Annotated in this window: 20 protein-coding genes; all 20 read left to right on the forward strand. The window is 67.2% G+C overall.

The window, feature by feature from the left end; translation table 11 throughout:
• Positions 1-8: 8 nt before the first annotated feature.
• On the forward strand, positions 9-1,658 hold the full coding sequence (locus tag ABTY62_RS43195; RefSeq protein WP_352134868.1) for a terminase large subunit domain-containing protein: 1,650 nt from the start codon (positions 9-11) through the stop codon (positions 1,656-1,658).
• Between the two features lie 18 nt (positions 1,659-1,676).
• Positions 1,677-3,074: a phage portal protein gene (locus tag ABTY62_RS43200; RefSeq protein ID WP_352134869.1), complete on the forward strand. Its 1,398-nt coding sequence runs from the start codon at positions 1,677-1,679 to the stop codon at positions 3,072-3,074.
• A 2-nt stretch (positions 3,075-3,076) separates the two neighbouring features.
• Positions 3,077-3,856 carry a VG15 protein gene (locus tag ABTY62_RS43205; protein WP_352134870.1) on the forward strand — a complete coding sequence of 260 codons (780 nt, stop codon included), beginning with the start codon at positions 3,077-3,079 and terminating at the stop codon, positions 3,854-3,856.
• A gap of 123 nt (positions 3,857-3,979) precedes the next feature.
• Complete coding sequence (locus ABTY62_RS43210; protein WP_352134871.1) at positions 3,980-4,615, forward strand: hypothetical protein; 636 nt, start codon at positions 3,980-3,982, stop codon at positions 4,613-4,615.
• A 71-nt stretch (positions 4,616-4,686) separates the two neighbouring features.
• Positions 4,687-5,637 carry a phage major capsid protein gene (locus tag ABTY62_RS43215; protein WP_352134872.1) on the forward strand — a complete coding sequence of 317 codons (951 nt, stop codon included), beginning with the start codon at positions 4,687-4,689 and terminating at the stop codon, positions 5,635-5,637.
• Between the two features lie 72 nt (positions 5,638-5,709).
• Positions 5,710-6,711 (forward strand): glycosyltransferase family 4 protein, encoded by a 1,002-nt coding sequence (locus ABTY62_RS43220; RefSeq protein WP_352134873.1) that lies wholly within the window; start codon positions 5,710-5,712, stop codon positions 6,709-6,711.
• Entirely contained in the window at positions 6,692-7,327 is a 636-nt protein-coding gene (locus ABTY62_RS43225; protein ID WP_352134874.1) for a hypothetical protein, read from the forward strand. Before ABTY62_RS43220 ends, ABTY62_RS43225 begins: the two co-directional genes overlap by 20 nt.
• Before the next feature lie 14 nt (positions 7,328-7,341).
• Positions 7,342-8,334 carry a glycosyltransferase family 4 protein gene (locus ABTY62_RS43230; RefSeq protein ID WP_352134923.1) on the forward strand — a complete coding sequence of 331 codons (993 nt, stop codon included), beginning with the start codon at positions 7,342-7,344 and terminating at the stop codon, positions 8,332-8,334.
• Positions 8,312-8,668 carry a hypothetical protein gene (locus ABTY62_RS43235; RefSeq protein WP_352134875.1) on the forward strand — a complete coding sequence of 119 codons (357 nt, stop codon included), beginning with the start codon at positions 8,312-8,314 and terminating at the stop codon, positions 8,666-8,668. The genes ABTY62_RS43230 and ABTY62_RS43235 overlap by 23 nt, the downstream gene beginning before the upstream one ends.
• Positions 8,669-8,741: 73 nt before the next feature.
• Complete coding sequence (locus ABTY62_RS43240) at positions 8,742-9,014, forward strand: HK97 gp10 family phage protein (protein ID WP_352134924.1); 273 nt, start codon at positions 8,742-8,744, stop codon at positions 9,012-9,014.
• Complete coding sequence (locus ABTY62_RS43245) at positions 9,014-9,397, forward strand: hypothetical protein (RefSeq protein ID WP_352134876.1); 384 nt, start codon at positions 9,014-9,016, stop codon at positions 9,395-9,397. The genes ABTY62_RS43240 and ABTY62_RS43245 overlap by 1 nt, the downstream gene beginning before the upstream one ends.
• A 75-nt stretch (positions 9,398-9,472) precedes the next feature.
• Entirely contained in the window at positions 9,473-10,057 is a 585-nt protein-coding gene (locus ABTY62_RS43250; RefSeq protein ID WP_352134877.1) for a phage tail tube protein, read from the forward strand.
• 96 nt (positions 10,058-10,153) lie between these two features.
• Positions 10,154-10,513, forward strand: coding sequence for a hypothetical protein (locus ABTY62_RS43255; RefSeq protein WP_352134878.1), 360 nt, complete (start codon positions 10,154-10,156; stop codon positions 10,511-10,513).
• Positions 10,514-10,629: 116 nt separating this feature from the next.
• On the forward strand, positions 10,630-10,923 hold the full coding sequence (locus ABTY62_RS43260) for a hypothetical protein (RefSeq protein ID WP_352134879.1): 294 nt from the start codon (positions 10,630-10,632) through the stop codon (positions 10,921-10,923).
• A 19-nt stretch (positions 10,924-10,942) separates the two neighbouring features.
• Positions 10,943-16,705, forward strand: a complete 5,763-nt coding sequence (locus ABTY62_RS43265) for a hypothetical protein (protein WP_352134880.1) — start codon at positions 10,943-10,945, stop codon at positions 16,703-16,705.
• Between the two features lie 2 nt (positions 16,706-16,707).
• Positions 16,708-18,945 carry a hypothetical protein gene (locus tag ABTY62_RS43270; RefSeq protein ID WP_352134881.1) on the forward strand — a complete coding sequence of 746 codons (2,238 nt, stop codon included), beginning with the start codon at positions 16,708-16,710 and terminating at the stop codon, positions 18,943-18,945.
• A gap of 1 nt (position 18,946) precedes the next feature.
• Positions 18,947-20,038, forward strand: a complete 1,092-nt coding sequence (locus ABTY62_RS43275; RefSeq protein ID WP_352134882.1) for a DUF5047 domain-containing protein — start codon at positions 18,947-18,949, stop codon at positions 20,036-20,038.
• Positions 20,035-20,721, forward strand: a complete 687-nt coding sequence (locus ABTY62_RS43280; protein WP_352134883.1) for a hypothetical protein — start codon at positions 20,035-20,037, stop codon at positions 20,719-20,721. The genes ABTY62_RS43275 and ABTY62_RS43280 overlap by 4 nt, the downstream gene beginning before the upstream one ends.
• Before the next feature lie 9 nt (positions 20,722-20,730).
• Positions 20,731-20,931, forward strand: a complete 201-nt coding sequence (locus tag ABTY62_RS43285; RefSeq protein ID WP_352134884.1) for a hypothetical protein — start codon at positions 20,731-20,733, stop codon at positions 20,929-20,931.
• A gap of 8 nt (positions 20,932-20,939) precedes the next feature.
• Entirely contained in the window at positions 20,940-21,563 is a 624-nt protein-coding gene (locus ABTY62_RS43290; RefSeq protein ID WP_352134885.1) for a hypothetical protein, read from the forward strand.
• Positions 21,564-21,627 lie beyond the last annotated feature (64 nt).

Here is a 21,627-nt window from a genome sequence, read left to right on the forward strand (position 1 = left end):
GAGGTGCCGTGCCTTGGAATGGCGGCACGCCCGAGCAGCCTTTTCCGTCACTGGGTCCGCAGATCGTGGAGCACATCGAGGCCTACCTCTGCCACGGCCCTGGCGACGTTGTCGGCGAGCCGATCGAACTGGACGATGAGTTCTACGCGTTCATCGTCAAGGCCTACCGTCTCGACCCTGAGACGGGGCGGCGCGTCTACCGCAGAGCATTCCTGTCCCGGGCGAAGGGCCGCGCCAAGTCTGAGATCGCTGGCATGCTCGTCTGCGCGGAGGCCCTGTTCCCGGTGCGGTTCGACGGCTGGGACGCCAAGGGGGAACCGGTCGGCCGACCCGTGAAGTCGCCGTTCATCCGCTGCCTGGCGACAGAGGAAGGCCAGTCCGGCAACACCTACGACAACGTGTCGACGATGCTCGAGTACCTGATCGAGAACCACGACGACGAGTTCCCGGGCATCGACATCGGCAAGTCGGCACAGTCGTCGAGCCGGATCATCCTGCACCACCAGCGCGGCGAGATCACACCGTCGACGGCGTCCTCGGCGGCGAAGGACGGCGGCAAGGAGACCTTCGCAGTCTTCGACGAAACCCACCTGTACGTGCTGCCAGAGCTGCGGCGCATGCACGGCACGGTCCGCCGCAACCTGCGCAAGCGCAAGGAAGCCGAGCCGTGGTGCCTTGAGACGTCGACGATGTACGAGCCGGGCCAGGACTCGGTGGCGGAGGCGACGCACACCTACTACAAGGCCATCCGGGAGGGCCGGATCCGTGATGCCGACGCTGCGGGTCTGCTCTTCGATCACCGACAGGCGAGGGACGGCACGGACCTTGCGGACCGGGGCGCCCTGCTCGCCGGGCTGAAGGAGGCTTACGGGCCGGCGGCGGCGTGGATGGACCTGGACGGCGTCATCGCCGAGATCTGGGACCCGCAGTCGGCGCCGTCGGACTCGCGCCGCTACTGGCTGAACCAGCCTGTCGCTGCGGAGGATGCTCTGCTGGACCCCGGCAAGTGGGCACTGTGCGCATCGGACTTGCGGCTGCAGGACGGCGACGAGATCGTCCTCGGATTCGACGGCGGTAAGTCAGACGACGCGACTGCGCTGATCGCGATGCGGATCTCGGACCGGCTGGTGCAGCCCGTGGGCATCTGGGAGCGCCCAGACGGACCTCAGGCGAAGGGGTGGGAGGTCGACCGCAAGCAGGTGTCCGACCTGGTGGCTCACGCCTTCGGCACGTATCAGGTGCGTGCGTTCTTCGCCGACGTGAAGCTGTGGGAGTCGTACATCGACGAGTGGGGCGAGACCTACCGGGACGAACTGCTGGTGAAGTCCTCTCCGAAGTCGGTGATCGGCTACGACATGCGCGGCCACCAGCAGGAGTTGACGAAGGCGACCGAGGCGCTGGTGCAGGCGATCGACGACGCGAAGATCCTCCACACGGACCACAAGACGCTGAACCGGCACGTCGGGAACGCCCGACGTCGGCCGAACCGGTGGGGAGTCTCCTTCGGTAAGGAGTCCCGGGAATCCCCGAAGAAGGTGGACGGCTTCGCGGCGATGCAGCTGGCGGACATGGCGCGGCGGGCCCTGCTGGCGTCGCCGGACTGGGTGAAGCGGCAGAAGAAGAAGCAGCGCACGGGGCGCGTATACGGGTTCGCTTAGCGAGGGGGTGGCCCCGGCATGGCACTGATGGGTCAGGATGAGGCGGTATCGACGGCTCGCCACCTACTGGAGCTGCGTAAGGGCGAGCAGGATCGGTTGGACAGGATCCAGCGGTACATGTGCGGCAAGCACGACTCGGTGTACGTGCCGCGGGGCGCCCGGGCGGAGTACCGGTGGCTGATCGAGCGGGCCAGGGTGAACATCTTGCCGCTGGTGGTCAAGGTCGTGGCGCAGAACATGTACGTGGACGGGTACCGGCCCGCAGGCTCGGATGAGAACGCGGCACCGTGGCAGGTGTGGCAGGCGAACCGGATGGACGCCCGCCAGCACGGCATTCATCGTTCGGTGTTGACCTACGGGGCCGCCTATGCGGTGGTCATGCCGGGGAAGCCGGTGCCGGTCATTACCCCCTTCTCTCCGCGGCGGATGACGGCCCTCTATGCGGATCCGGTGAACGACGAGTGGCCGATCTTCGCGGTCGAGGACCGCGTGGAGAACACCCGGGGCGGAAAACGCCGCGTGGTCCGGGTCTATGACGACCAGGCCCGATACATGCTGGCGGGCAAAGTGGACGGGTCCCAGCTGGCTCCCGACGGAGAACAATGGCTGATGCGGCACAACATGGGTGTCTGCCCTGTGGTGCGCTACATCAACTTGGAGGATCTCGACGGTGACGGCGTCATCGGCGAGGTCGAGCCGCTGATCGAAATCCAGGATCAGCTGAACATGACCACGTTCGGCCTGCTCATGGCTCAGCAGTATGCGGCGTTCCGGCAGCGGTGGGTGACAGGCATGGCGCCTCCGCTCGACGAGCAGGGCAACCCGATCGAGCCGTTCCGGTCCCGGGTGGATGGCTTGTTCGTCGCCGAGGATGCGGACACCAAGTTTGGCGAGTTCGGGGCGACTGATCTCAAGGGCTACCTGGACTCGCGGGAGTCGACGGTGCGGAACATTGCCACCATCTCTCAGGTTCCGCCGTACCACCTGCTCGGGCAGATGGTGAACCTGTCGGCGGAGGCTTTGGCAGCCGCACGGGACGGCTTGGACCGTAACGTCGACGAGCACGAGTCGCTGTGCGGCGAAGGGCACGAGCAGATGCTGCGCCTGGTCGGGCTGGCTTCCGGGGATTCGGTGGCCTGGGAGGATACCGCTGCCCAGGTGGTGTGGCGGGACACCTCCGCCCGTTCGCTGGCGCAGACCGTGGACGCGCTCGGCAAGCTCGTCACCATGCTCGGCGTGCCCCCGCAGGAACTGTGGGAGCGGGTGCCCGGGGTGACACAGACCGATGTGGAGCGGTGGAAGAAGGCCGCATCCGAAGGTGACGCGATGAACCGGCTGAACGGAATCATCGAGAAGCAGATGCAGCCCCCGGCAGGCTCGCAGACGCCCGCTGAGGTGCCTGCTACGGCGGCCTGACCGTGGCGGGGCTGGCCGAGCAGGCACAACGGTTCCGGCGGGTTCAGGCCCTGTTGGCGGCACAGATGGCCCGGCAGATCCTGCAGGTGTGGCGAGAGCTGATGAACCCGGCGAAGGTGGATGCGTCGTGGCCGGCGGTGCGCTCAGCGCTGATGCCGATCGTGCAGCAAGCTCGCGAGCAGTCGGCGACGCTGGCCCGCGCTGCCTACATGGACGCCCGGCGTTCTGCCGGGGTACCGGATGGCGGTTTCGATCCGCATGGCCCGCTACAGCTGGCCATCGACCGGCTTGAGGCGTCTCTGGACGTGACGGGGCCGGTGGAGTTCAAGAAAGCCATCGCTGCCGGGAAGACGCCTCAGCAGGCCATGGATGCCGCGGCCGTGCGGATGGTGGGCTCCACGCAGTATCTGGCGCTTGAGGGCGGCCGATCAGTGATGAAGCAGTCCATTGCGGCCGACGAGATGGCTACCGGATGGTCGCGGGTCACCGACAACGATCCGTGTGCCTGGTGCGCCATGCTCGCCTCCCGCGGGCCTGTCTACAAGTCGGCGCAGACGGCTGGCGATCCCAGGCAGGACGGCAACCGTTACCACGACCATTGCGCCTGTCAGGCATGGCCGGCGTTCACCATGAACGAGCCCTTCATCGGCATCGCCGAGAAGCTCTACGACGACTGGCTGCGGGAGACGCGAGGCCGCGGAGGCAGGCATGCCGTCAACGCCTTCCGTAGCTGGTGGGAGTCAGACGGGCGGGCCGCCTACAGAGCGCCCGACCGCACCTGACCCCGATTCCTGCAGCGCCTCTGCGCTGCCTTCCTTGAGGCGTCAGCCGACATGGCAGGCGCCTTCCCGCTTCTCCACTGCGCGCACCGACACGGCGCCGCACCCGACATGGGAGCCCTACCGATGCCCGACGACACCCCGGAGACCGCCAGCGGCACGCAGGCTGTCCCCACACCCGCCGAAGTCGTAGCCGCCGGGCAGATCCCGGCGCAGGCCCCTGCCTCGATCGCACTTGGCCAGCAGCAGGCTGCTGCCGCGCAGCCCGTGAACGAGTCGCAGCCGGAGACGGACTGGGAGGCCGAAGCCACGAAGTGGAAGAGCCTGTCCCGGCAGCACGAGCGGCAGCACCTGGCCGCCCTCGGCTTCAAGTCCAAGGACGAGATTGATCAGCTGCGGCAGGCCGCCGAGAAGTATCGCGAGCACGAGGACACGCAGAAGTCTGAGATCCAGCGGGCGACCGAGAGGGCGACTGGCCTGGAGGGGCAGCTCGCGGACCTGCAGTCGGCGAACGCTCGGTTGATGGCGGCGGCGACGCACAACATCCCGCCGGATCTGATCGAGCTGCTGGGTTCCGGGACGGACGAGGAGATCAACGCGCGCGCCGAGGCGCTCGCTGGGCGCCTCAAGGCAACCGCACCGTCCCCGGCCCCCGCTTCGCAGAGGCCGGTCGAATCCCTCACCCCCGGGGCAGCCCCCTCATCCGGGGCGCCTGCGACGGCGGACGACTGGATCCGCCGCATGGCGGGCCGAACCACCTGATCTGACATTCGCAGCACCGGAATTTCCCATGTCACGGGGCCGGGGTCGCTGCTCTTTCGAAAGGAGACCCCGTGGCCGTCTACAACTCTCTGATCTCCCGGGACGCCAGCAACGACCCGCTCGTCCCGACGCCGGTCTCGGCACAGATCATCGAGGAGATGCCTGCGGCTTCCGCGCTCCTGCAGCGCGCCGCACAGGTGCCGATGTCAACGAAGACGCAGCGCCAGCCCGTCCTGGACGTACTGCCGCTCGCCTACTTCGTCGGCGGCGACACCGGCCTGAAGCAGACCACGGCGCAGGACTGGAAGAACGTCGATCTCATCGTTGAGGAGATGGCGTCGATCGTCCCGATCCCCGAGGCGTACCTCGACGACGCCCAGATGCCGATCTGGGATCAGGTCCGCCCGCGCCTCGTCGAGGCCCTGGGGGCGCTGCTCGACGGGGCCGGCCTGTTCGGCACGAACAAGCCGTCCACCTGGCCGACCGCCGTGTACCAGTCGGCGGTCGCCGCAGGCAACGTCACCATTGCGGGCACCGGTGAGGACTTCGCCCAGGACGTTTCGGTGGTCGCCGAGAAGGTTGCCGCGGACGGATTCGCCGTCAACGGGTTCATGTCCCGACCGGGGCTCACGTGGAAGCTGAACGGCATCCGCTCCGCCCAGGGTGTGCCGATCTACCAGCCGAACCTGCAGGGCACCCCGGGCGGCACCCTGTACGGCTACCCGATGTCGGAGCTCACCAACGGCGCCTGGGACACCTCGGAGGCGGAGCTGCTTATGGGCGACTGGCGCAAGGCGATCGTCGGCATGCGCCAGGACATCTCGTTCAAGCTGTTCACCGAGGGCGTCATCTCCGACGACGACGGCAAGGTCATCCTCAACCTGATGCAGCAGGACTCCGTTGCCATGCGCGTGGTGATGCGGGTGGCGTTCGCGACGGCCAACCCGGCGACGCGCCTGAACACCAACTCGGCGACCCGGTCCCCGTTCGGCGTCGTCCAGGCGACCACGGCCGCGTCCTGACCGCGTGCGGCCGGCAGTCGTCCGCGGCTGTCGGCCGCCGGGAGATCGGAGTTCCCGTTGCGGGTTTTGGCGATGCTGCACGCCTATCCGCCCGCCCACAATGCGGGCGCGGAGTGGGCGGCGCACAGTCTGCTGCGCAAGCTGGCGGCGCGCGGGCACAAGGTGGATGTGCTGCTGTCGGATCCGCGGTCTGCGGATGCTGGTTACGAGATCGACGGCGTGGCCGTGCACCCGTACAGAGGCAAGGCGGATCCGTCGCGGTGGATGCACGGCGATGTTCGAGCGGATGCCGTCGTGACGCATCTGGAGAACACGGCGCGGGCGTCGGTGCTTGGGGAGCTCAACCGGATCCCAGTGGTGCACCTACTGCACAACACGTTCGAGAAATCCAAGTCGTGGCTGGTGAAGGGCTCCCCGTCGCTGGTCGTCTACAACACGGCGTGGATGAAGGCGGACGCGGAAGCCTGGTGGCGAATCCAGCGCGGCGACCGCCCCATGCCGTGGGGCATCACCGTGCATCCGCCGGTCGCTGTCGAGGACTATCAGGCAACTCCGGGTGACCGCATCACCCTGGTCAACCTCACGGAAGAGAAGGGCGCCAGGGTCTTCTATGCGCTGGCCGAGCGCATGCCGAAGCGAAAGTTCCTTGGCGTGATCGGCGGCTACGGGCGGCAGATCGTCCGCGATGACCTGCCGAACGTGGAGATCGTGCCGCACACGCCCGGAGACCGCATGGCCAAGGACGTGTACGCGCGCACGAAGGTGCTGCTCGCGCCGTCGGTGTACGAGTCCTATGGGCGAGTTGCTGTCGAGGCCATGTGCTCTGGCATTCCCGTTGTCGCTCACCCGACGCCGGGCCTCATGGAGTCCCTGGGTGAGGCCGGGATGTTTGCCGACCGCGACGACACGGACGCATGGGAGGCGGCGGTGAAGCGCCTGTTCTCCCCGAAGATCTACCCGCAGGCGTCCAAGGCAGCAGCAGCTCGGGCGGCCGGGTTGGATCCTGCGGCAGAGCTCGACCTGTGGGTGTCGGCCATGGAGGGGGTGGCGAGGCGTGGAACCCTCCCTCGCTAGTACAACCGACCTCTCAGACCGTCTGGGCAGGCCGCTCACGCCTGCCGAGGAGGCGCGGGCGCAGGCCCTTCTGAACGACGCCTCGGCGAAGGTCCGCTCATACACGCGGCAGACATTCACCCGCACCGACAACGAGACCGTGGTCGTGCGCGCCCAGCAGGGCGAGATCAGGCTGCCGCAGCGTCCCGTCCTCGCCGTGGCCTCGGTGGTCGCGATCGGTGCGGGCGGGGCCCCGGATCTGCCGGTGGTGGGTTGGGAGTGGGATGGCCTGGACATCATCCGTGTCTGCGTGGACAGCCCGGTCATCAACCTCCCGGAACGCTGGTACGAGGACGACGTCGAGGCATACCCGGGAACATACCGGGTGGTCTACAGCCACGGCGACGCTCAGATCCCCGACGCGGTTGTCGCTGTCGTGGCCCGCATGGCCCTGCGCACGCTGACAGCGCCGACACTGGCCGGCGGGGTGACGGGGGAGACGATCGGCCCTTACAGCTACCGCACCGATGGCTCCGGGGCGGGGACCGCGGTCATCATGACCGACGAGGACCGACAGGAACTCAAGGACGCCGGTTACCGACCGAGGGCCGGCATGTCGATGGTGAGGTTCCGGTGACGCGCCCGCTGAGGGTGGTTGCCCGTGTCCACGCTTACCCGCCTGATCACAATGCGGGGGCGGAGTGGGCGCTGCATGAGATGCTACGCGCCCTGGTTCGCCGCGGGCATGCTGCCGAGGTGTGGCTATCGCAGTGGGCCACTAGGCGGGACCCGTATGAGGTGGACGGCGTCCGCGTGGTCCCGCACAGTCTGGGTGGCAGCTTCGCTTCAGCGGCCGCCCGCGCCGATGTACTGGTCAGCCACCTGGAGAATGTGCCCCTCACCGCGTGTCTGGCCCGGGGTCACGGCGTGCCCATGGTTGTCGTGGGCCACAACACGTTCGACCTGACGTGGGAGCCGATGACCACGGGCTCGACGGCGCTGGTCGTCGTGAACTCCGAATGGATGCGCGCGGAGGCCGAGCGGCACTTCGACGGCCAGCCGCGACGCCCGGGCCGGATGCTGGTGGTGCGACCTCCGGTGCACCCGCATGAGTACAGGACGCGGCCGGGAGACTGCATCACCTTGATCAACTGCACCGTCACCAAGGGCGTCGGCGTCCTGGCCGAGCTCGCGGAGCGCATGCCTGACAGTAAGTTCCTCGCGGTCCGCGGCGGCTACGGCGAGCAGCAACCTCCTGATCTACCGAACGTGCTCGTGCTCGACCACATGGACGGGCGCAGGATGCGCGACGAGGTGTATGCCCGCACCAGACTCCTGCTCATGCCCTCCGACTACGAGTCGTGGGGACGCGTCGGCGTCGAGGCTATGGCCAGCGGGATCCCAGTGCTAGCCCACCCCACCGACGGACTCACCGAGTCCCTCGGACCTGCGGGCATCTTCCAGGACCGGAACACCGTCGACGCCTGGCAGAAGGCGATCGAGGCGCTCGACGATCCCGCCGCATACCGGGCGGCATCACGGCGAGCCAAGGCCCGGTCGAAGGCACTGGACCCCACGGAAGACTTGAACGCTTGGTGCGACGCGGTGGAGGAGGTGTGCGGTGCGCGCACTGCCTCACGGTGAAACCGTCACTATCGTCCGACCCGGCGCGGCAGCTGGGTACGACGAGTACGGGGCGGGAATCCCCGGTCCTTCCGAGGAGATTCCTGTGCCCGGCTGCGGCGTCGCCCCCAGGGACGGCAACGCGGCAGGAGGGAACGAGCAGACCCAGGCTAGAGACACGGTCATCATCGGGCTGACGCTCTACGCTCCCGCTGGCACCGATCTGAGACCAACGGACAAGGTGCGGGTCGCTGGCATCCTCTACGAGGTTGACGGCCAGGCCGGGGTCTTCCGGTCGCCTTTCACGGGATCCAGCGGTCCGGTGGTTGCCGCTCTGGAGCGCGTCACCGGCTGACGCTTGGAGGTGGCCCATGGCGGCACGATTCCGGGGATCCCGTCGAGGGATCGGCGCACTGCTCTGCTCGGAGATGATCGAGGCGGAGATGGTGCGTCGGGGCGAGCTCATCAAGGCTGCGGCCGAGGCCACGGCCCCGGTCGGCGTACCCCCTGGGGACCCGCACCCGGGCCTGTACAGGGCATCGGTAGTGGTGACGTCAACGAGGCGCGGCGGCCGACGCCGTGACCGCGCGGTGGCATACGTGACGAACACCGCCTACTACGCCCGCTGGGTGGAGTACGGCACCGAACGCGTCCCTGCCCACCATGTGATGCTGCGGGCGGCGCAGGCCGGGGGTGGTTGATGATCTGGCCCGACGTGGAGGTCGAGCTCATAGCGTGGCTCGACAGCCGGGTCGATGCGCACTTCACGGCAGAGCTGCCGGCCAATCTGCTCGATGTTCTGCCTGTGGGGCAGGTGCAACGGGTTGGTGGCTCGGATGACAGCTTCCGCCTCGACCGGGCGCTGGTGGACGTGGACGTCTATGCGGCGACCCGCGGTGGGGCTTCCCTGCTTGCCCGCGAGACCCGTGACGCATTGGTGATGAGGCTGCCAGGGACGAAGACCGCGGCTGCGGTCTTCGGCCGAGTGTCGACGGTGTCGGCGCCTTCGTGGCGCCCTTACGAGAACACGGGGCTCCGCCGCTGCGGGGCCACCTACGAGATCTTCTTTCACCCGGTCTCCTGACCGGCTGGGCCCGCGCCGGACCCTGTATTCCGACCCCGTCGTTGTTGGCGGGGTCTTCGCATGTCTGGAGACCCAATGGTCAACATCACTCGAGCCGCCGATTTGACGGTGATCGGGAGCAACGGAGGGGGATGGGTGTCGGACGTCGGTACGACGGCTCCGTCGTCGCCGCTGGCTCAGCCTGTTTCGCCGTGGGAGCCGTTGGGCGCCGTCTCGGATGACGGGCTCGTGTTCGGCTTCGACGAGGATTCCCAAGAGTTCACCCCTTGGGGCCTCACGTCGCCGCTTCGCACGACGATCACCAAGTCGATCCGCACGTTCAAGGTGACCCTGTGGGAGACGGCCCGCGTGGCTGTCCAGTCGGTGATGTTCCGTATCCCGGCTGCCGACCTGACCCCGTCCTCGGGGCTCACGAGCTTCGCAGAGACTGCCAGCCCGAGCGTCGACAGGCGCGCATGGTGGTTCGCAGTGTTCGACGGCGACTCGGCCCGCGGCTTCTACGTCCCGGCGGGAGAGATCTCCGACCGCAGCGATGTCACGTTCAAACAGGACGAGATGTCGGGCTACGAGATCACGATCACGGCCTACCCGGACGCCGCGGGCAACACGGTGTACCACACGGACAGTGTCCCGGCGACGCCGGTGTACACGGGCTCCTGAGCCCCCGATGACTGGTGGGTGGGTCGCCCTGGCGCGGGCCCGACCCACCCACCACCTCCCTGACCGCCCGCGCCGTGAGATAGAGAGGCCCGTGCCATGCCCACAACCAAAACCGCCCTCGACGCCGCAAAGGAGGCCGTCGCCCAGGAGCTGGAGGCGGACGGCGACGAGTACGTGACCGTGCCGCTTGCCGGATACGACGGCGTCACCAAGGACGTGCGGGCGGTGCCGAACACTCGCTGGCGGTCATCCGCCCTGCGAGCCCTGAACCACGGAGACTTCGACGGCTTCTTCGCCTTCGTTCTTCACGAGGACGACTACGAGCTGTACGAGGAGCTCGACCCGACAGCCGAAGGCATCGGCAACTTCGCCGAGGCGGTCGTGCGAGAGTCTGGGGAAGCGATGGGAAAGTCCAGTGGACCGTCTCGGTCCTCGAGGAGCACGCGGAGGCGGTAGAGGCCGACTTCGCCCGCTACTACCCGGGTGTCGACCTGCTGGACGTGCACCGCGGTCGCCTGTCGTGGCGCCGGCTGCGGGTGTTGATCCAGCACCTTCCTCCCGAATCGGCCACGATGACCGCGCTTCGCAATGGACTGAGCGATGAGGAGTTGGCGGAGCAGGCCGAGAGCGGCGAGCCGGAGAAGGGCCGCTGGTCGCAGCAGGAGCAACTCCTCGCCTTGGTGGCTGACCGTCTGGCGCGGGTCGAGCACGTGCTGATCTGCGCGCACACAGACAGCAAGGCGAAGCGGCCGAAGCCGCCGGAGCCGATTGCCCGTCCGGGCGCCAAGCCGTCGAAGCCCAAGCCGAAGCTCAGCGACGTGAGCGCGAACGTCCTCTTCGAACTCATCAATGGGGGCGCGGCCTGACGCGCGGGAGGAGGCTCCCGTGGCGATCAGTGTCGGTTCGGTCGAGGTCGACGTCATCCCCAACACTCAGGGGATATACGGCCGGCTCCGTGCGGGGCTGGTGCCTGCCGCGACCCGGGCCGGCGAGGACGCTGGCTCGGCGGCGGGCCGGAGTTTCGGTTCGGCAATGCAGCGGCAGGTCGGCGACATCGGCCTCCGTATCGGCGAGGAGATCGGGCAGCAGATCGCCAACCGCATCACGGCGAGTCTGCGGGATGCCATCCGGGATGGCGTTACCCGCGGCGGTCAGGCGGCGCGCCCGTCGGCGACGAGGCAGGGTAATGAGACGGGGGGCGCCTTCGCCCGGTCGATGAAGGCCCGCCTGGAGGCCGCTTTCCGGTCACTGCCGAAGGCGAACGTCGGCCTCGACGAGACGGGTGTTGACGCGGATCTGGCCCGCCTGCGCGCCCGCATGGAAACTCTGTCCGGGAAGCGGATAGGGATCGATGTTGACGTGGCCGCCGCGCAGGCGGAGATCACCGACATTGAGGAGCGCCTGCGGCGACTGGGCGCGGCGCACCCCAATGTGTCGCTGCGAGCGGACACAGCAGCGGCGCGAGCACAGCTCGCCGCCATGCGAGAGGAGATCAATCGGCTCACAGCCGACCCGCACCGCATCCGCCTGGAAACCGACGGGTCCTTCGGTGCCCGGCTGCGGGCCGCGGTGCAGGCAGCTGAGGCGGCACTGCCGAACATCAACATCGGGGCGGACACGACACCTGCCGAGGCGGAGGTTGCGAGCCTTCGAGCCCAGTTGACGGCGCTGCGGGACCAGCGCATCGGCATCGACATCGACTCTGCTACGGCTCGGGCCAAGATCGAAAGTATTCAGGCCCGGCTCCAGGCCCTGTCTGCGTCGGACGCGGATGTGGCCGTAAGGGTGGACGCGGCGGCGGCTGTGGCTCGGCTGGTCGAGGTGCAGGCGATGGTGTCGGCCTTGGACGGTCGGCGGGCCCGGATCGACGTGGATGCGGGTAGTGCTACCTCGGCGGTCTTTCAGTTGACAGTGGCGCTCGGCAGTGTCGCCGTGCTCCCAGCGATCCCGGCACTGGTTGCAGCCCTGGGTGCGGTGGCATCGGCCGCTGTGGCCGCAACTGTGGGTGTGGGCGCCTTGGCGGCGGTGGCCGTGCCAGCGTTCGTGTCCATCGGCGGCGTCTTGATGGCACAGAAGCAGGCCCAGGACGCGGCCACCAACGCGTCGCTTCGGGGCGGCCAGGCGGCGTCTCAGGGCGCGTCTCGCGCCCTGCAGATGGCCGGTGCCCAGCAGGCTTTGGCGTCGGCTCACCGTAACGCGGCGAGGCAGATTGCGCAGGCTGAGCAGGGCGTGCAGGACGCTGTGCGGTCTGCGGCCGAGGCCAACCGGAACGCGGCGATGCAGGTACGGCAGGCCCGGCATGCGCTGGCGGACGCCTATCAGCAGGCCGCAGACCGAATGCGCAGTGCGAATGAGCAGGCGCAGCAGGCCGAGCGGTCGCTCGCGGATGCGCAGGACACCGCCCGGCAGGCGCAGCAGGATCTGACCCAGGCCCGCCGTGACGCTGCGGCGCAGCTGGAGGACTTGAATAACCGGCTCGCTGATTCGCAGCTGAGCGAGCGTGACGCGGTGCTGTCGGTGCAGGAGGCCCGGAAACGGCTGGACGCGGTCCAGGCGGCAGGGGCGAACGCGTCGCTCATTCAGCAGCAGCGCGCCCAGCTTGCCTACGACCAGGCGGTTCAGCGGCTGAAGGAACAGCGGCTCGAGACGTCGCGGACGGCGGCCGAGAAGGCGGCGTCGGACAAGGCCGGTGTCGAGGGCTCCGACCAGGTCAAGTCGGCCCAGGAGCGGCTGGCGGCGGCCCAGCAGGCGGTGAAGGACCAGCAGGCCGCGTTGGCGAAAGCCCAGCAGGCCGCCGCGAGGCAGCAGATCCAGAACACCAGGGACATCGCGAGCGCCCAGGAGAAGCTGGCCGAGGCTCAGCGGAACGTCACGCGGGTTCAGGAGGACGGCGCCCGGTCGGTGGCTCGTACTCAGGACCAGTTGGCCGCTGCGCAGCAGTCGGCGGCGGACAGCATTGCGAGTGCTCAGCGGCAGATCGAGCAGGCGTCCATCTCGGCCGCCGGGGGTGTGGACCAAGCTGCCCTGGCTCAGCAGAAGTACCAGGAGAAGCTGGCGAAGCTGACGCCAGCGGCGCGTGACACCTTCGACGCTTTCATAGATCTGCAGGGTGCGTTCTCGAAGTGGTCCAAGTCGCTCCAGCCTGCTGTGATGCCCATCTTCACCAGGGCGCTGGAGGGCATCAAGAACAGTCTGCCGGGGCTGACACCGCTGGTCCTGGCCGCGGCCGATGGCGTGAAGGAGTTGCAGGACCGGGCCTCAGCCGGGTTCAAGAAGCCCTGGTGGAAGGAGTTCAAGGCCGACCTCGCGACGTCGATGAAGCCCGCGATCGTCGGCTTGGGCGTGGCGTTCGGCAACATCTTCAAGGGCATGGTTGGCATCGTCGACGCCTTCCTGCCGCATATGGACTCGATCTCGGGCCGTATGCAGCGGATCACGGGGCGGTTCGCCAATTGGGGAAGGTCGCTCAAGGGGAGCCCGGAGTTCGAGCGGTTCCTGTCCTACTCGTCCGAACACGGGCCCCTGGTCGCGGAGACCCTCGGCAAGATCGGGCGGGCGTTCTTCGAGGTAGCCCGCGCGTTGCAGCCGTTGTCTGGGCCGATCCTGACGGTCTTCGGCACGCTCGCCGATGGCGTGGTGTATGTCGCCGAGAACTTGCCGTGGCTGATCCAGGGCCTGTACGGCGCGTACATCGCTTTCAAGTTGCTGAGCTTGGCGATGTCCATCACGCCGCTGGGCTGGCTGATCCTCGGCCTGATTGGCCTGGTGGTGGCCATCAAGTACGCCTGGGACCATTTCAAGTGGTTCCGCGACATCGTCAAGGCAGTCTGGTCCGGGATCTCGACTGCCTTCATGACGGCGTGGACGGTTGTCCTGCTGCCCACATTCACGGCGATCTGGGGCGCGATCCAGTGGGTGGGGGACAAGGCCGTCTGGCTATGGCAGAACATCATCCTCCCCGCATTCAAGGGCATCGCGCTCGTGGCTGGAATCCTCATCGCTGGCGTTCTCACCGTTCTGATCACCCCGCTGTATCTGGCGTTCCAGCTCATCGCCACGGTCGTCACCTGGCTATGGAAGGAAGTGATCGTCCCCGCGTTCCACGGGATCTCGGCGGTGGCTGGCTGGCTGTACAAGAACGCCATCAAGCCTGCCTTTGCCCTGATCAGCGGCTCGTTCCATACGGTCGGCGACGCGGGCAGGTGGCTGTGGCATAAAGCTCTGTCGCCGGCCTTCCACGGCATCGCCGATGTGGCACGCTGGCTGGGCGACAAGGTGATCAAGCCAGTGTTCAACGCGATCAGCACGGCGATCGGTGTCGCATGGCGGACCGGTATCCGGCCGGTGTTCAATGCGATCAAGGATGCGGTCGGCAAAGTCGCTGGTGCCTTCGACTCGGCTCGCAAGGCGATCAAGACCGCCTGGGACAAGATCAAGGACGCGACTAAGAGCCCCATCAACTGGGTGCTGGATCATGTTTGGAACAAGGGCATCGTCAAGGTCTGGGGCAAAATCACCGGGTGGATCCCCGGCGTGCCAAAGCTCGGCAAGGTGGACTTGCTCGCCCAAGGCGGCACCCTCCGTGGCCCGCAGCCCGGCATCTATAGCCAGCCCACGGCGATCGTGGGCGAGGGCAACCCGCGGTATCCCGAGTTCGTCATCCCGACGGACCCGAAGTATCGGTCGCGGGCGCTCGCCCTGCATCAGGCCGCAGGGACGCAGATGCTTGCGAAGGGCGGCATCATCGGCTCGGCGGCGTCGTTCCTCAAGAACCCGTTGAAGTCGTTCGGGAACATGATCAAGCCGTTCATGGACGGCGCGAAGTGGCTGAGCAAGACTTCCTGGGGCAAGGCCGCGATCGGCCTGCCGAAGATGGTCATCGGCAACCTCAAGAAGATCATCAAAGACTCGGTTAGCGGCTGGTTCACGCGTGACGCCAATGGGCTGCTGAAGTTCATTGGCAAAGCAGGCAAGGGTGTCCAGCGTTGGACGCCGCAGGTTCTTCAGGCGCTCAGCGAACTACACCAGCCGTCCTCCTACCTGGGGATCACGCTGAGGCGTATGAACCAGGAGTCCGGCGGCAACCCGACGATCGTCAACAAGTGGGACTCCAACTGGAAGGCTGGACATCCTAGTGTTGGCCTCATGCAGGTAATCGGATGCGTCCCACTTTCCACGAAGATCCTTACTCGGCGCGGCTGGCTGACACATGATGAGGTCCGTGTCGGCGACGAGACTCTTGGCTTCAATCCGGAGACGGGCAAGAACGAATGGACTGAGATCCGGCGAGTCGTGCACTTCTCCAACGCGTCCGTGCGCCGTATAGGCAACAAGAGCTGGCACGCGGACGTCACGGCGGAGCACCGCTGGTGGTCCGAAAGCGTCCGAAAGATCCCGGTGCCGCGAGACACCGCTTGCCCCGAATGTGGGCGCGAACTGGCAAGCCCGCGCGGATACCAGGTGCACATGAAGAAGGCGCATAACGTCGGTCGCCAGAAGCCGGGCAGGTACTACGTGGGCGAGTTCATCCGCACAGATGACCTCGGTAGTGGTCACAGGCTCCGGGTCGCGGCTCCGGCGGAGACAGGTCCAGGTCCCGAACTGACCTTGAATGATGTGCGCATCATCGCGTGGTTGCAGGGGGACGGGCACTTCTTCCAGAACGCTTCTGGGTCCTACGACGCTGCGATCTACCAGTCCAAGCCGGAACAGGTAGTCAAGCTCCGGGCCTTGTTGGCGGACGTCCCGCACGGCGAGTACTCCCGCGAGCGGGGTGAGCGTCGGCAGACCGCCTACGAGTTCAAGCTGCGTCGCGCCTACGCGACCGAGCTGATCACCCGTTCGCGGATCACGGAGGTGAAACCGGAGGACTTCGTTCTCAGCCTGTCGGCGGAACAGCGAGCAGCGTGGCTGGACTCCATGATCGACGCCGAAGGGAATCGCCAGACGACCGCCGGGAAGAACTGGCGGGAGTTTGTCCGTATTACCCAGTGCGATGGCGACCTCCAAGACGCGATCAAGCTCGCGGTCTACCTTGAAGGGTTCCGTCCATCAGTCTCCAAGTTCACGCGCTACAGCGAGAAGCACAGGCCAGCGGCCAACATCGGGCTGTGTGGCCCGCACGTCGCGCCCTCGATGTTCAACGAGGCGAAGGACCTCGGCGAGCAGGACGTGTGGTGTGTGGAGACCGAGCTTGGGACTTGGACCATGGAACAAGACGGCCAAGTCATGCTGACCGGTAACTCCACCTTCCGCGCCTACGCGGGCAAGTACAGGCACAAGGGCCCGTTCCTCTACGGAACCTCGGTGGACCCGCTCGCTAACATCTACTCATCGATGCGGTATGCGTTGGCGGCCTACGGCAGCCTGCCGCGGGCGTACAACAGGGCTGGCGGCTACGACAGTGGCGGCTACCTCCAGCCGGGCCTCAACCTCGCCTACAACGGCACCGGCAGGCCAGAGCCGGTGTTCACGTCGGCGCAGGCAAACGCGCTGATGCGGCTGGCGGTCGAGCCGGGTGCCGGCGGTGGCACGTTCGAGGGCGATCTGTACCTCGACAGCGGCGAGTTCATGGGCAAGGTCCGCGGCGTCATGAACCAGCGGGACCAGCAGCTCATCTCCACACTGCGAGCCAACAGACGGGGGTGAGCATGGCGAGCCCCGGCAACTTCCTCAGCTCGGTGACCGAGTCCATCGACCCGAACACTTCGGGCTGGAAAGCCAAGCTCAACGCAACGATCTCCCTAGGCAGCGGCGGACGGAACGGCGACGGATGCCTCGCAGTGAAGAGCGCCGCGGCCGGAGAGATGCAGGCCATCACTGTCTCCTCCTACGCCGTCACCCCATGGACCGAGTACGAGGCATTCTGCGACGCGGCTGGCACCGTGGGGGAGCGGATCGGCATCCGCTGGCTAAACAGCAGCAACGCCGAGATCAGCGTCACGTGGTCGATGACCACGTCGCCGGCCTCATCGTCTTGGCACCGGATCGCGGTCGGCGGGGAAGCGCCCGCCGACGCAGCACGAGCCCAGGTAGTGGTGTCCTCCACACCAGCCGCGCCCGGCGCCACCCAGTACTACGAAAACTTCTACCTGGGCTTCCCCCAGACCACGACAGGCAACCTGTTCGCGTGGAATACCGAGTCGGCCGAGGTCGACGCCAGCGGCTGGTTTGCCGAGGCCAACTGCACAATTGCCCGCCAGGCGCCACCCGTGTCGTGGGCAGTCACCAACTACTGGGCGGGCGGCCACGTCATCGCCATGACGGCCACGGCCAACGGCAACGCCAGCATGCGGTCCACAGACCGTCCCGACGCCACACCGGGCGTCGAATACGTGGCCCATGCCTACCTCAACCCGCCCACCGCGGCGTCCACGACGTGGGTGGAACTGCGGTTCTACGACTCCGGCGGCACCCAGATCCAGGCCACGCGCGGCGTTCTCGCCGCCCCAGGCACCGCCTGGTACCGGCAACGAGCCTCCGCCGTGGCCCCAGCGGGCACCGCATCCTGCTCCATCGCTGCCGGTATCGATGGCGCCACCGCCGGCCAGGTACTCAGGGCCGACTGGGTGGTCGCCAGTACTGCACCCGTGCTGTACGCGGACAGCGCCATCCCCTACGCCGACGCCAGTTTTGAGCAGGGCGTTGCTGGCTGGACGGTCGTGTCCGGCGCGGCAACGATCGCCAGGTCGAGCCCGTGGGGCGCCTATGCATTCGACGGCTCCTATGCAGGTGCCATCGCATCGACTGCGCTTACCACCAGCGTCATGCGATCCACGCGATTCCCGCTCCCGGCCGGAGCCGCGGCGGGCCAGAACCTGCGGACGAAGGTGGTGACGCAGATCGCTGCGGGTGGCTGGACGGTGACTCGCGGAGTCCGCTGGTATGACGCCGCGAACACTGACCTCGGTGTCTCAACCAGCGCGCCGATTACGGCTCCGTCGCCGGGCTGGTGGTCGCTGAGCAACGACTTCAGCATCCCGACGGGCGCAACACAGGTGGCGATCGAGTACACGCTGTCTGCCACCAGCACCAACAGCTCGTGGATCGTCGACATGGTGGGCGCTTGGCTCGCTCGGCCTATCAACGGCGTTGAGGCCCACGACGACACCGCGAGCATCACGCTCACTTTGCGCGAACTCACCGCGGGGCAGCTCCTCACCATCTATCGGGTGCTCTCGGACGGTTCCCGAACCTTGGTCCGGGGCCCGTCGGGGCTGTACCTTCAGACACCGATCACGGCCGATGAGGTCATCGTCGAGGACTACGAGGCACCCCTCGGGGTGCTAGTCAGCTACTACGTGGAGACGCTGGCGGTCGGCTCCCAGATGCCCGGCTACCGGGGCACCGACACTGTGACACTGAACCCCGGCGACGCCAACGAGTGCTGGTTGAAGGATCCCGGTCAACCACAGCGGAACCTCAAAGTGCTGGTAGCCAAGGCGCCGGACTGGCAGCGTCCGATCGAGCAGGCGGAGATGAGAGTGCGTGGACGCCGCAACTCGGTGGTCCTCTCGGATGTACGCGGGGGCCTCGAGGGCGACCTGCAGATCTGGACCCGCTCCGACGACGAGCGGGACGGCCTTCACTGGCTCCTCGACTCCGGCAACGTGCTCTTGTGGCAGGCCGTGCCCGGTATGGGCGTCACCGACATGTACGCCAGTGTCGGCCAGATCACCGAAGCACGGGTCACCGGATACGCCCCCGAGCCGTGGCGGGCATGGACCCTGCCGCTGCGGCAGGTCGATATGCCGACCACGACTGGTGTCGCCGGCTCGGCGGGCCGCACCTGGCAGGACATCCTCACCCAGTTCGCCACGTGGCAGGACGTTCTCAACGCCTACGCGACGTGGGAGGACGTGCTGTTCGACCGCAGGATCGGGGGGTGAGATGTACCCCGTATCCACTCGCTTCCTGGCCCGTCTGGTCGAGTCGCACAACATCGCGACCGAGGTGGTGTTGTTCCTCGCCAACGGCCAGGTGGAGACGTTGCCCCACGTCGGGGGTAGTGTCACGGTGGACCGGGGGCAGGTGACCCGTCGCACCTGCTCCGTGACCGTCTCTGATACCGGCCTAATTCCGCGCACGGCCGCCGACAAGCTTTCTGTGTACGGTGCCCAGTTGCGGATCAGTTGCGGCGTGGAGCACGCGGACGGCTCGCGGGAGCTCGTGCCGGTCGGCCTGTTCCGCATCGACCAGGTGTCTGGGGATGCCGACGAAGGGCCAGTCACCATCAGCGGCAAGAGCCTCGAGGCCGTGGTCGCGGACGACAAGTTCACTGCCCCCACCAAGGTCAGCGGCACGGCGGTCGGCGCGGTGACCAGCCTCATTCAGGCGTCACTCCCGGCGGCCATGGTCGTCACTCGGGCCACCGACGCCACGATCGGGCCCCGCACCTACGACACCGAAGGCGACCGGTGGGCAGCCGTCGCCGAATGCGCAGCCGCGATCGGCGCCGAGGTGTACTGCGACCCGGATGGCGTGTTCATCGTCTCCGAGCTGCCCGACCTGCTCGCCGTGCCCCCGGTGTGGACGGTGAGCGCAGGGGAGGGCGGCGCGTACATCTCCGCCAACCGCGGCATGTCGTTGGACGGCGTCTACAACGGTGTCCTGGCGCGAGGGGAGAACACGGAGGCAGATACCCCGCCTGTCTCCGCGCTGGTGGTGGACGACGACCCCACGTCCCCGACCTACTGGGACGGCCCCTTCGGGCACCGGCCGACTTTCTACAGCTCAGCCACCCTGACCAGCGTCAACGCCTGCACCTCGGCCGCCACGCTCAAGCTCAGGGCGGCCAAGGCACCCAACGCCAGCGCCGACATCACCAGCCTGCCGAACCCGGCCCTGGAGCCTGGCGACGTCATCCGCGTCCTCTACCCGGACTGGACCAAGGAACTCCACCAGATCCAGTCGTTCACGGTGCCGCTCGATTCCAGCGGGGGCTTCACCCTCGAGACCATCTCGGCAAAGGAGGACGCGTGACCGCCCTTGCTTCTGCTGCCGACCTCGCCGATGCCATCCGCCTCCAAGCCGTCACCGCCGGCGCGGCCGAGCCGACGGTGCGCGGCTCCGACTGGCAGACCGCCACGGTCACCGCCGTCGGCTCGGGCACCGTGGACTGCGGGGTCATCACGGCCCGCTGCCTCGACTCCTACCAGAACCGTGCTGTCGGCGACCGAGTCGTGATCGCGCAGTCCGGCAACGGAAACTGGATCTGCCTCGGCCGCACAGCCGGAGCAGGCGAGCAGGCATTCCTCACCTACACGCCCACGTGGACCTCGACAGGAACGAACCCGAGCATCGGCAACGGCAACCTGTCCGGCCGCTACTGGAGAAATGGCAGCCTCGTACAGGGCTCCATCAGCATGACCATCGGCAGCAGCACGACGCTGGGCACCAGCAACTACTTTTGGCAGCTGCCAACCAACGTGGCAGGGCTGATCACGGTGAGTTCGGTACAGGTCCTCACCGCCGGATCCCCCTCGCACCGATGGGCGGGCCAGGGCATCATCTCTTCCAGCGACACCAACAAGATTGGCGTCTACATGCCCACCGCGGCCGCCAACGGCGAACTGGTCCGCTGCTCCGCCACGGCCGCCAGCCCATCCGGGACGTTTGCCTCCGGCGACCAACTGCGCGTCGCCTTCCAATACGAATCGGCTTGAGGAGAACCAGTGGACTACCCCTACATCAGTATCGGCTGCCGCACCGGAGACGGTGAAAGTTCCGCCGGAATCTCGCTCCAGATCCTGGAGAGCGGCGTCGAGATCGACGAGGGCGAACTCGTGGCCCTGATCCGCACCTACCTGGAGGGCCTGCCCGGAGTGGTGACCAGCGGAGCCACGAGGTTCAGCGTCGCCCAGGAAGCCATGTAGGAGGAGCGTTGCCCACAACGGACGCCTACAGCCAGGGCATCCAGATAGCCGCGCTCACGGACGCCCCGAACGCGCAGACGCTTGCGTTTAACATCGTTGACGCCCTGGCAGGGCGTTCGGTGATGCGGTTCTCGTCGGCTTCGGCCCGCAACGCAGCCCTGTCGTCCCCGGTGGCGGGGATGGTGGCGGCCCTGTCCACCGAGAAATTGCTCACCTGGTACGACGGCAGCGCATGGACCGTCATCGGCTCGGGCACCAGTGCGTGGACGAACGTGCCCCTGACCAGCGGCTTCACACACAACGGAAACAGCAACGGCAACTTCCAGTACAGGGTGGTCAACCTCTTCGGGGAGCCCACCCTCATGCTTCAGGGCGCCGTCAACGCGACTTACAGCGGCAGCAACATCGCCAATGGCGGCATCGTCACCTCGACCCCGCTCCCGTCTTCCGCACGACCAGGGAGCCTCCGCACAGTCGTCATCCCTTGCTCGGACGTGTCCAGCATCCGCATCACTCTGAAGCTGGACGCCCAACCCGACGGCCACCTGAAGATCTACGGCACGGGCACCGGGGCCGACGGCACCAGCAAACCTCCGTGGATCGGATTCAACGGCGTCTTCTACAGCCTCTGAGCTGCACTACAGCACCAGCCGCCGCCCCTGAGGGCGGTTTTTCTATGCCTTCAGGAGGGCACCA

It is taken from the genome of Streptomyces sp. NPDC097640 (assembly GCF_040302705.1).
In the GTDB taxonomy this organism is placed as follows: Bacteria; Actinomycetota; Actinomycetes; order Streptomycetales; family Streptomycetaceae; genus Streptomyces.

Excerpts from the sequence above, each read along its gene's own strand:
- ABTY62_RS43200 (WP_352134869.1), top strand. The coding sequence starts at position 1,677 with ATGGCACTGATGGGTCAGGATGAGGCGGTATCGACGGCTCGCCACCTA.
- ABTY62_RS43210 (WP_352134871.1), top strand. The coding sequence starts at position 3,980 with ATGCCCGACGACACCCCGGAGACCGCCAGCGGCACGCAGGCTGTCCCC.
- ABTY62_RS43220 (WP_352134873.1), top strand. The coding sequence starts at position 5,710 with ATGCTGCACGCCTATCCGCCCGCCCACAATGCGGGCGCGGAGTGGGCG.
- ABTY62_RS43240 (WP_352134924.1), top strand. The coding sequence starts at position 8,742 with ATGATCGAGGCGGAGATGGTGCGTCGGGGCGAGCTCATCAAGGCTGCG.
- ABTY62_RS43245 (WP_352134876.1), top strand. The coding sequence starts at position 9,014 with ATGATCTGGCCCGACGTGGAGGTCGAGCTCATAGCGTGGCTCGACAGC.
- ABTY62_RS43250 (WP_352134877.1), top strand. The coding sequence starts at position 9,473 with ATGGTCAACATCACTCGAGCCGCCGATTTGACGGTGATCGGGAGCAAC.
- ABTY62_RS43255 (WP_352134878.1), top strand. The coding sequence starts at position 10,154 with ATGCCCACAACCAAAACCGCCCTCGACGCCGCAAAGGAGGCCGTCGCC.
- ABTY62_RS43260 (WP_352134879.1), top strand. The coding sequence starts at position 10,630 with ATGACCGCGCTTCGCAATGGACTGAGCGATGAGGAGTTGGCGGAGCAG.
- ABTY62_RS43270 (WP_352134881.1), top strand. The coding sequence starts at position 16,708 with ATGGCGAGCCCCGGCAACTTCCTCAGCTCGGTGACCGAGTCCATCGAC.
- ABTY62_RS43275 (WP_352134882.1), top strand. The coding sequence starts at position 18,947 with ATGTACCCCGTATCCACTCGCTTCCTGGCCCGTCTGGTCGAGTCGCAC.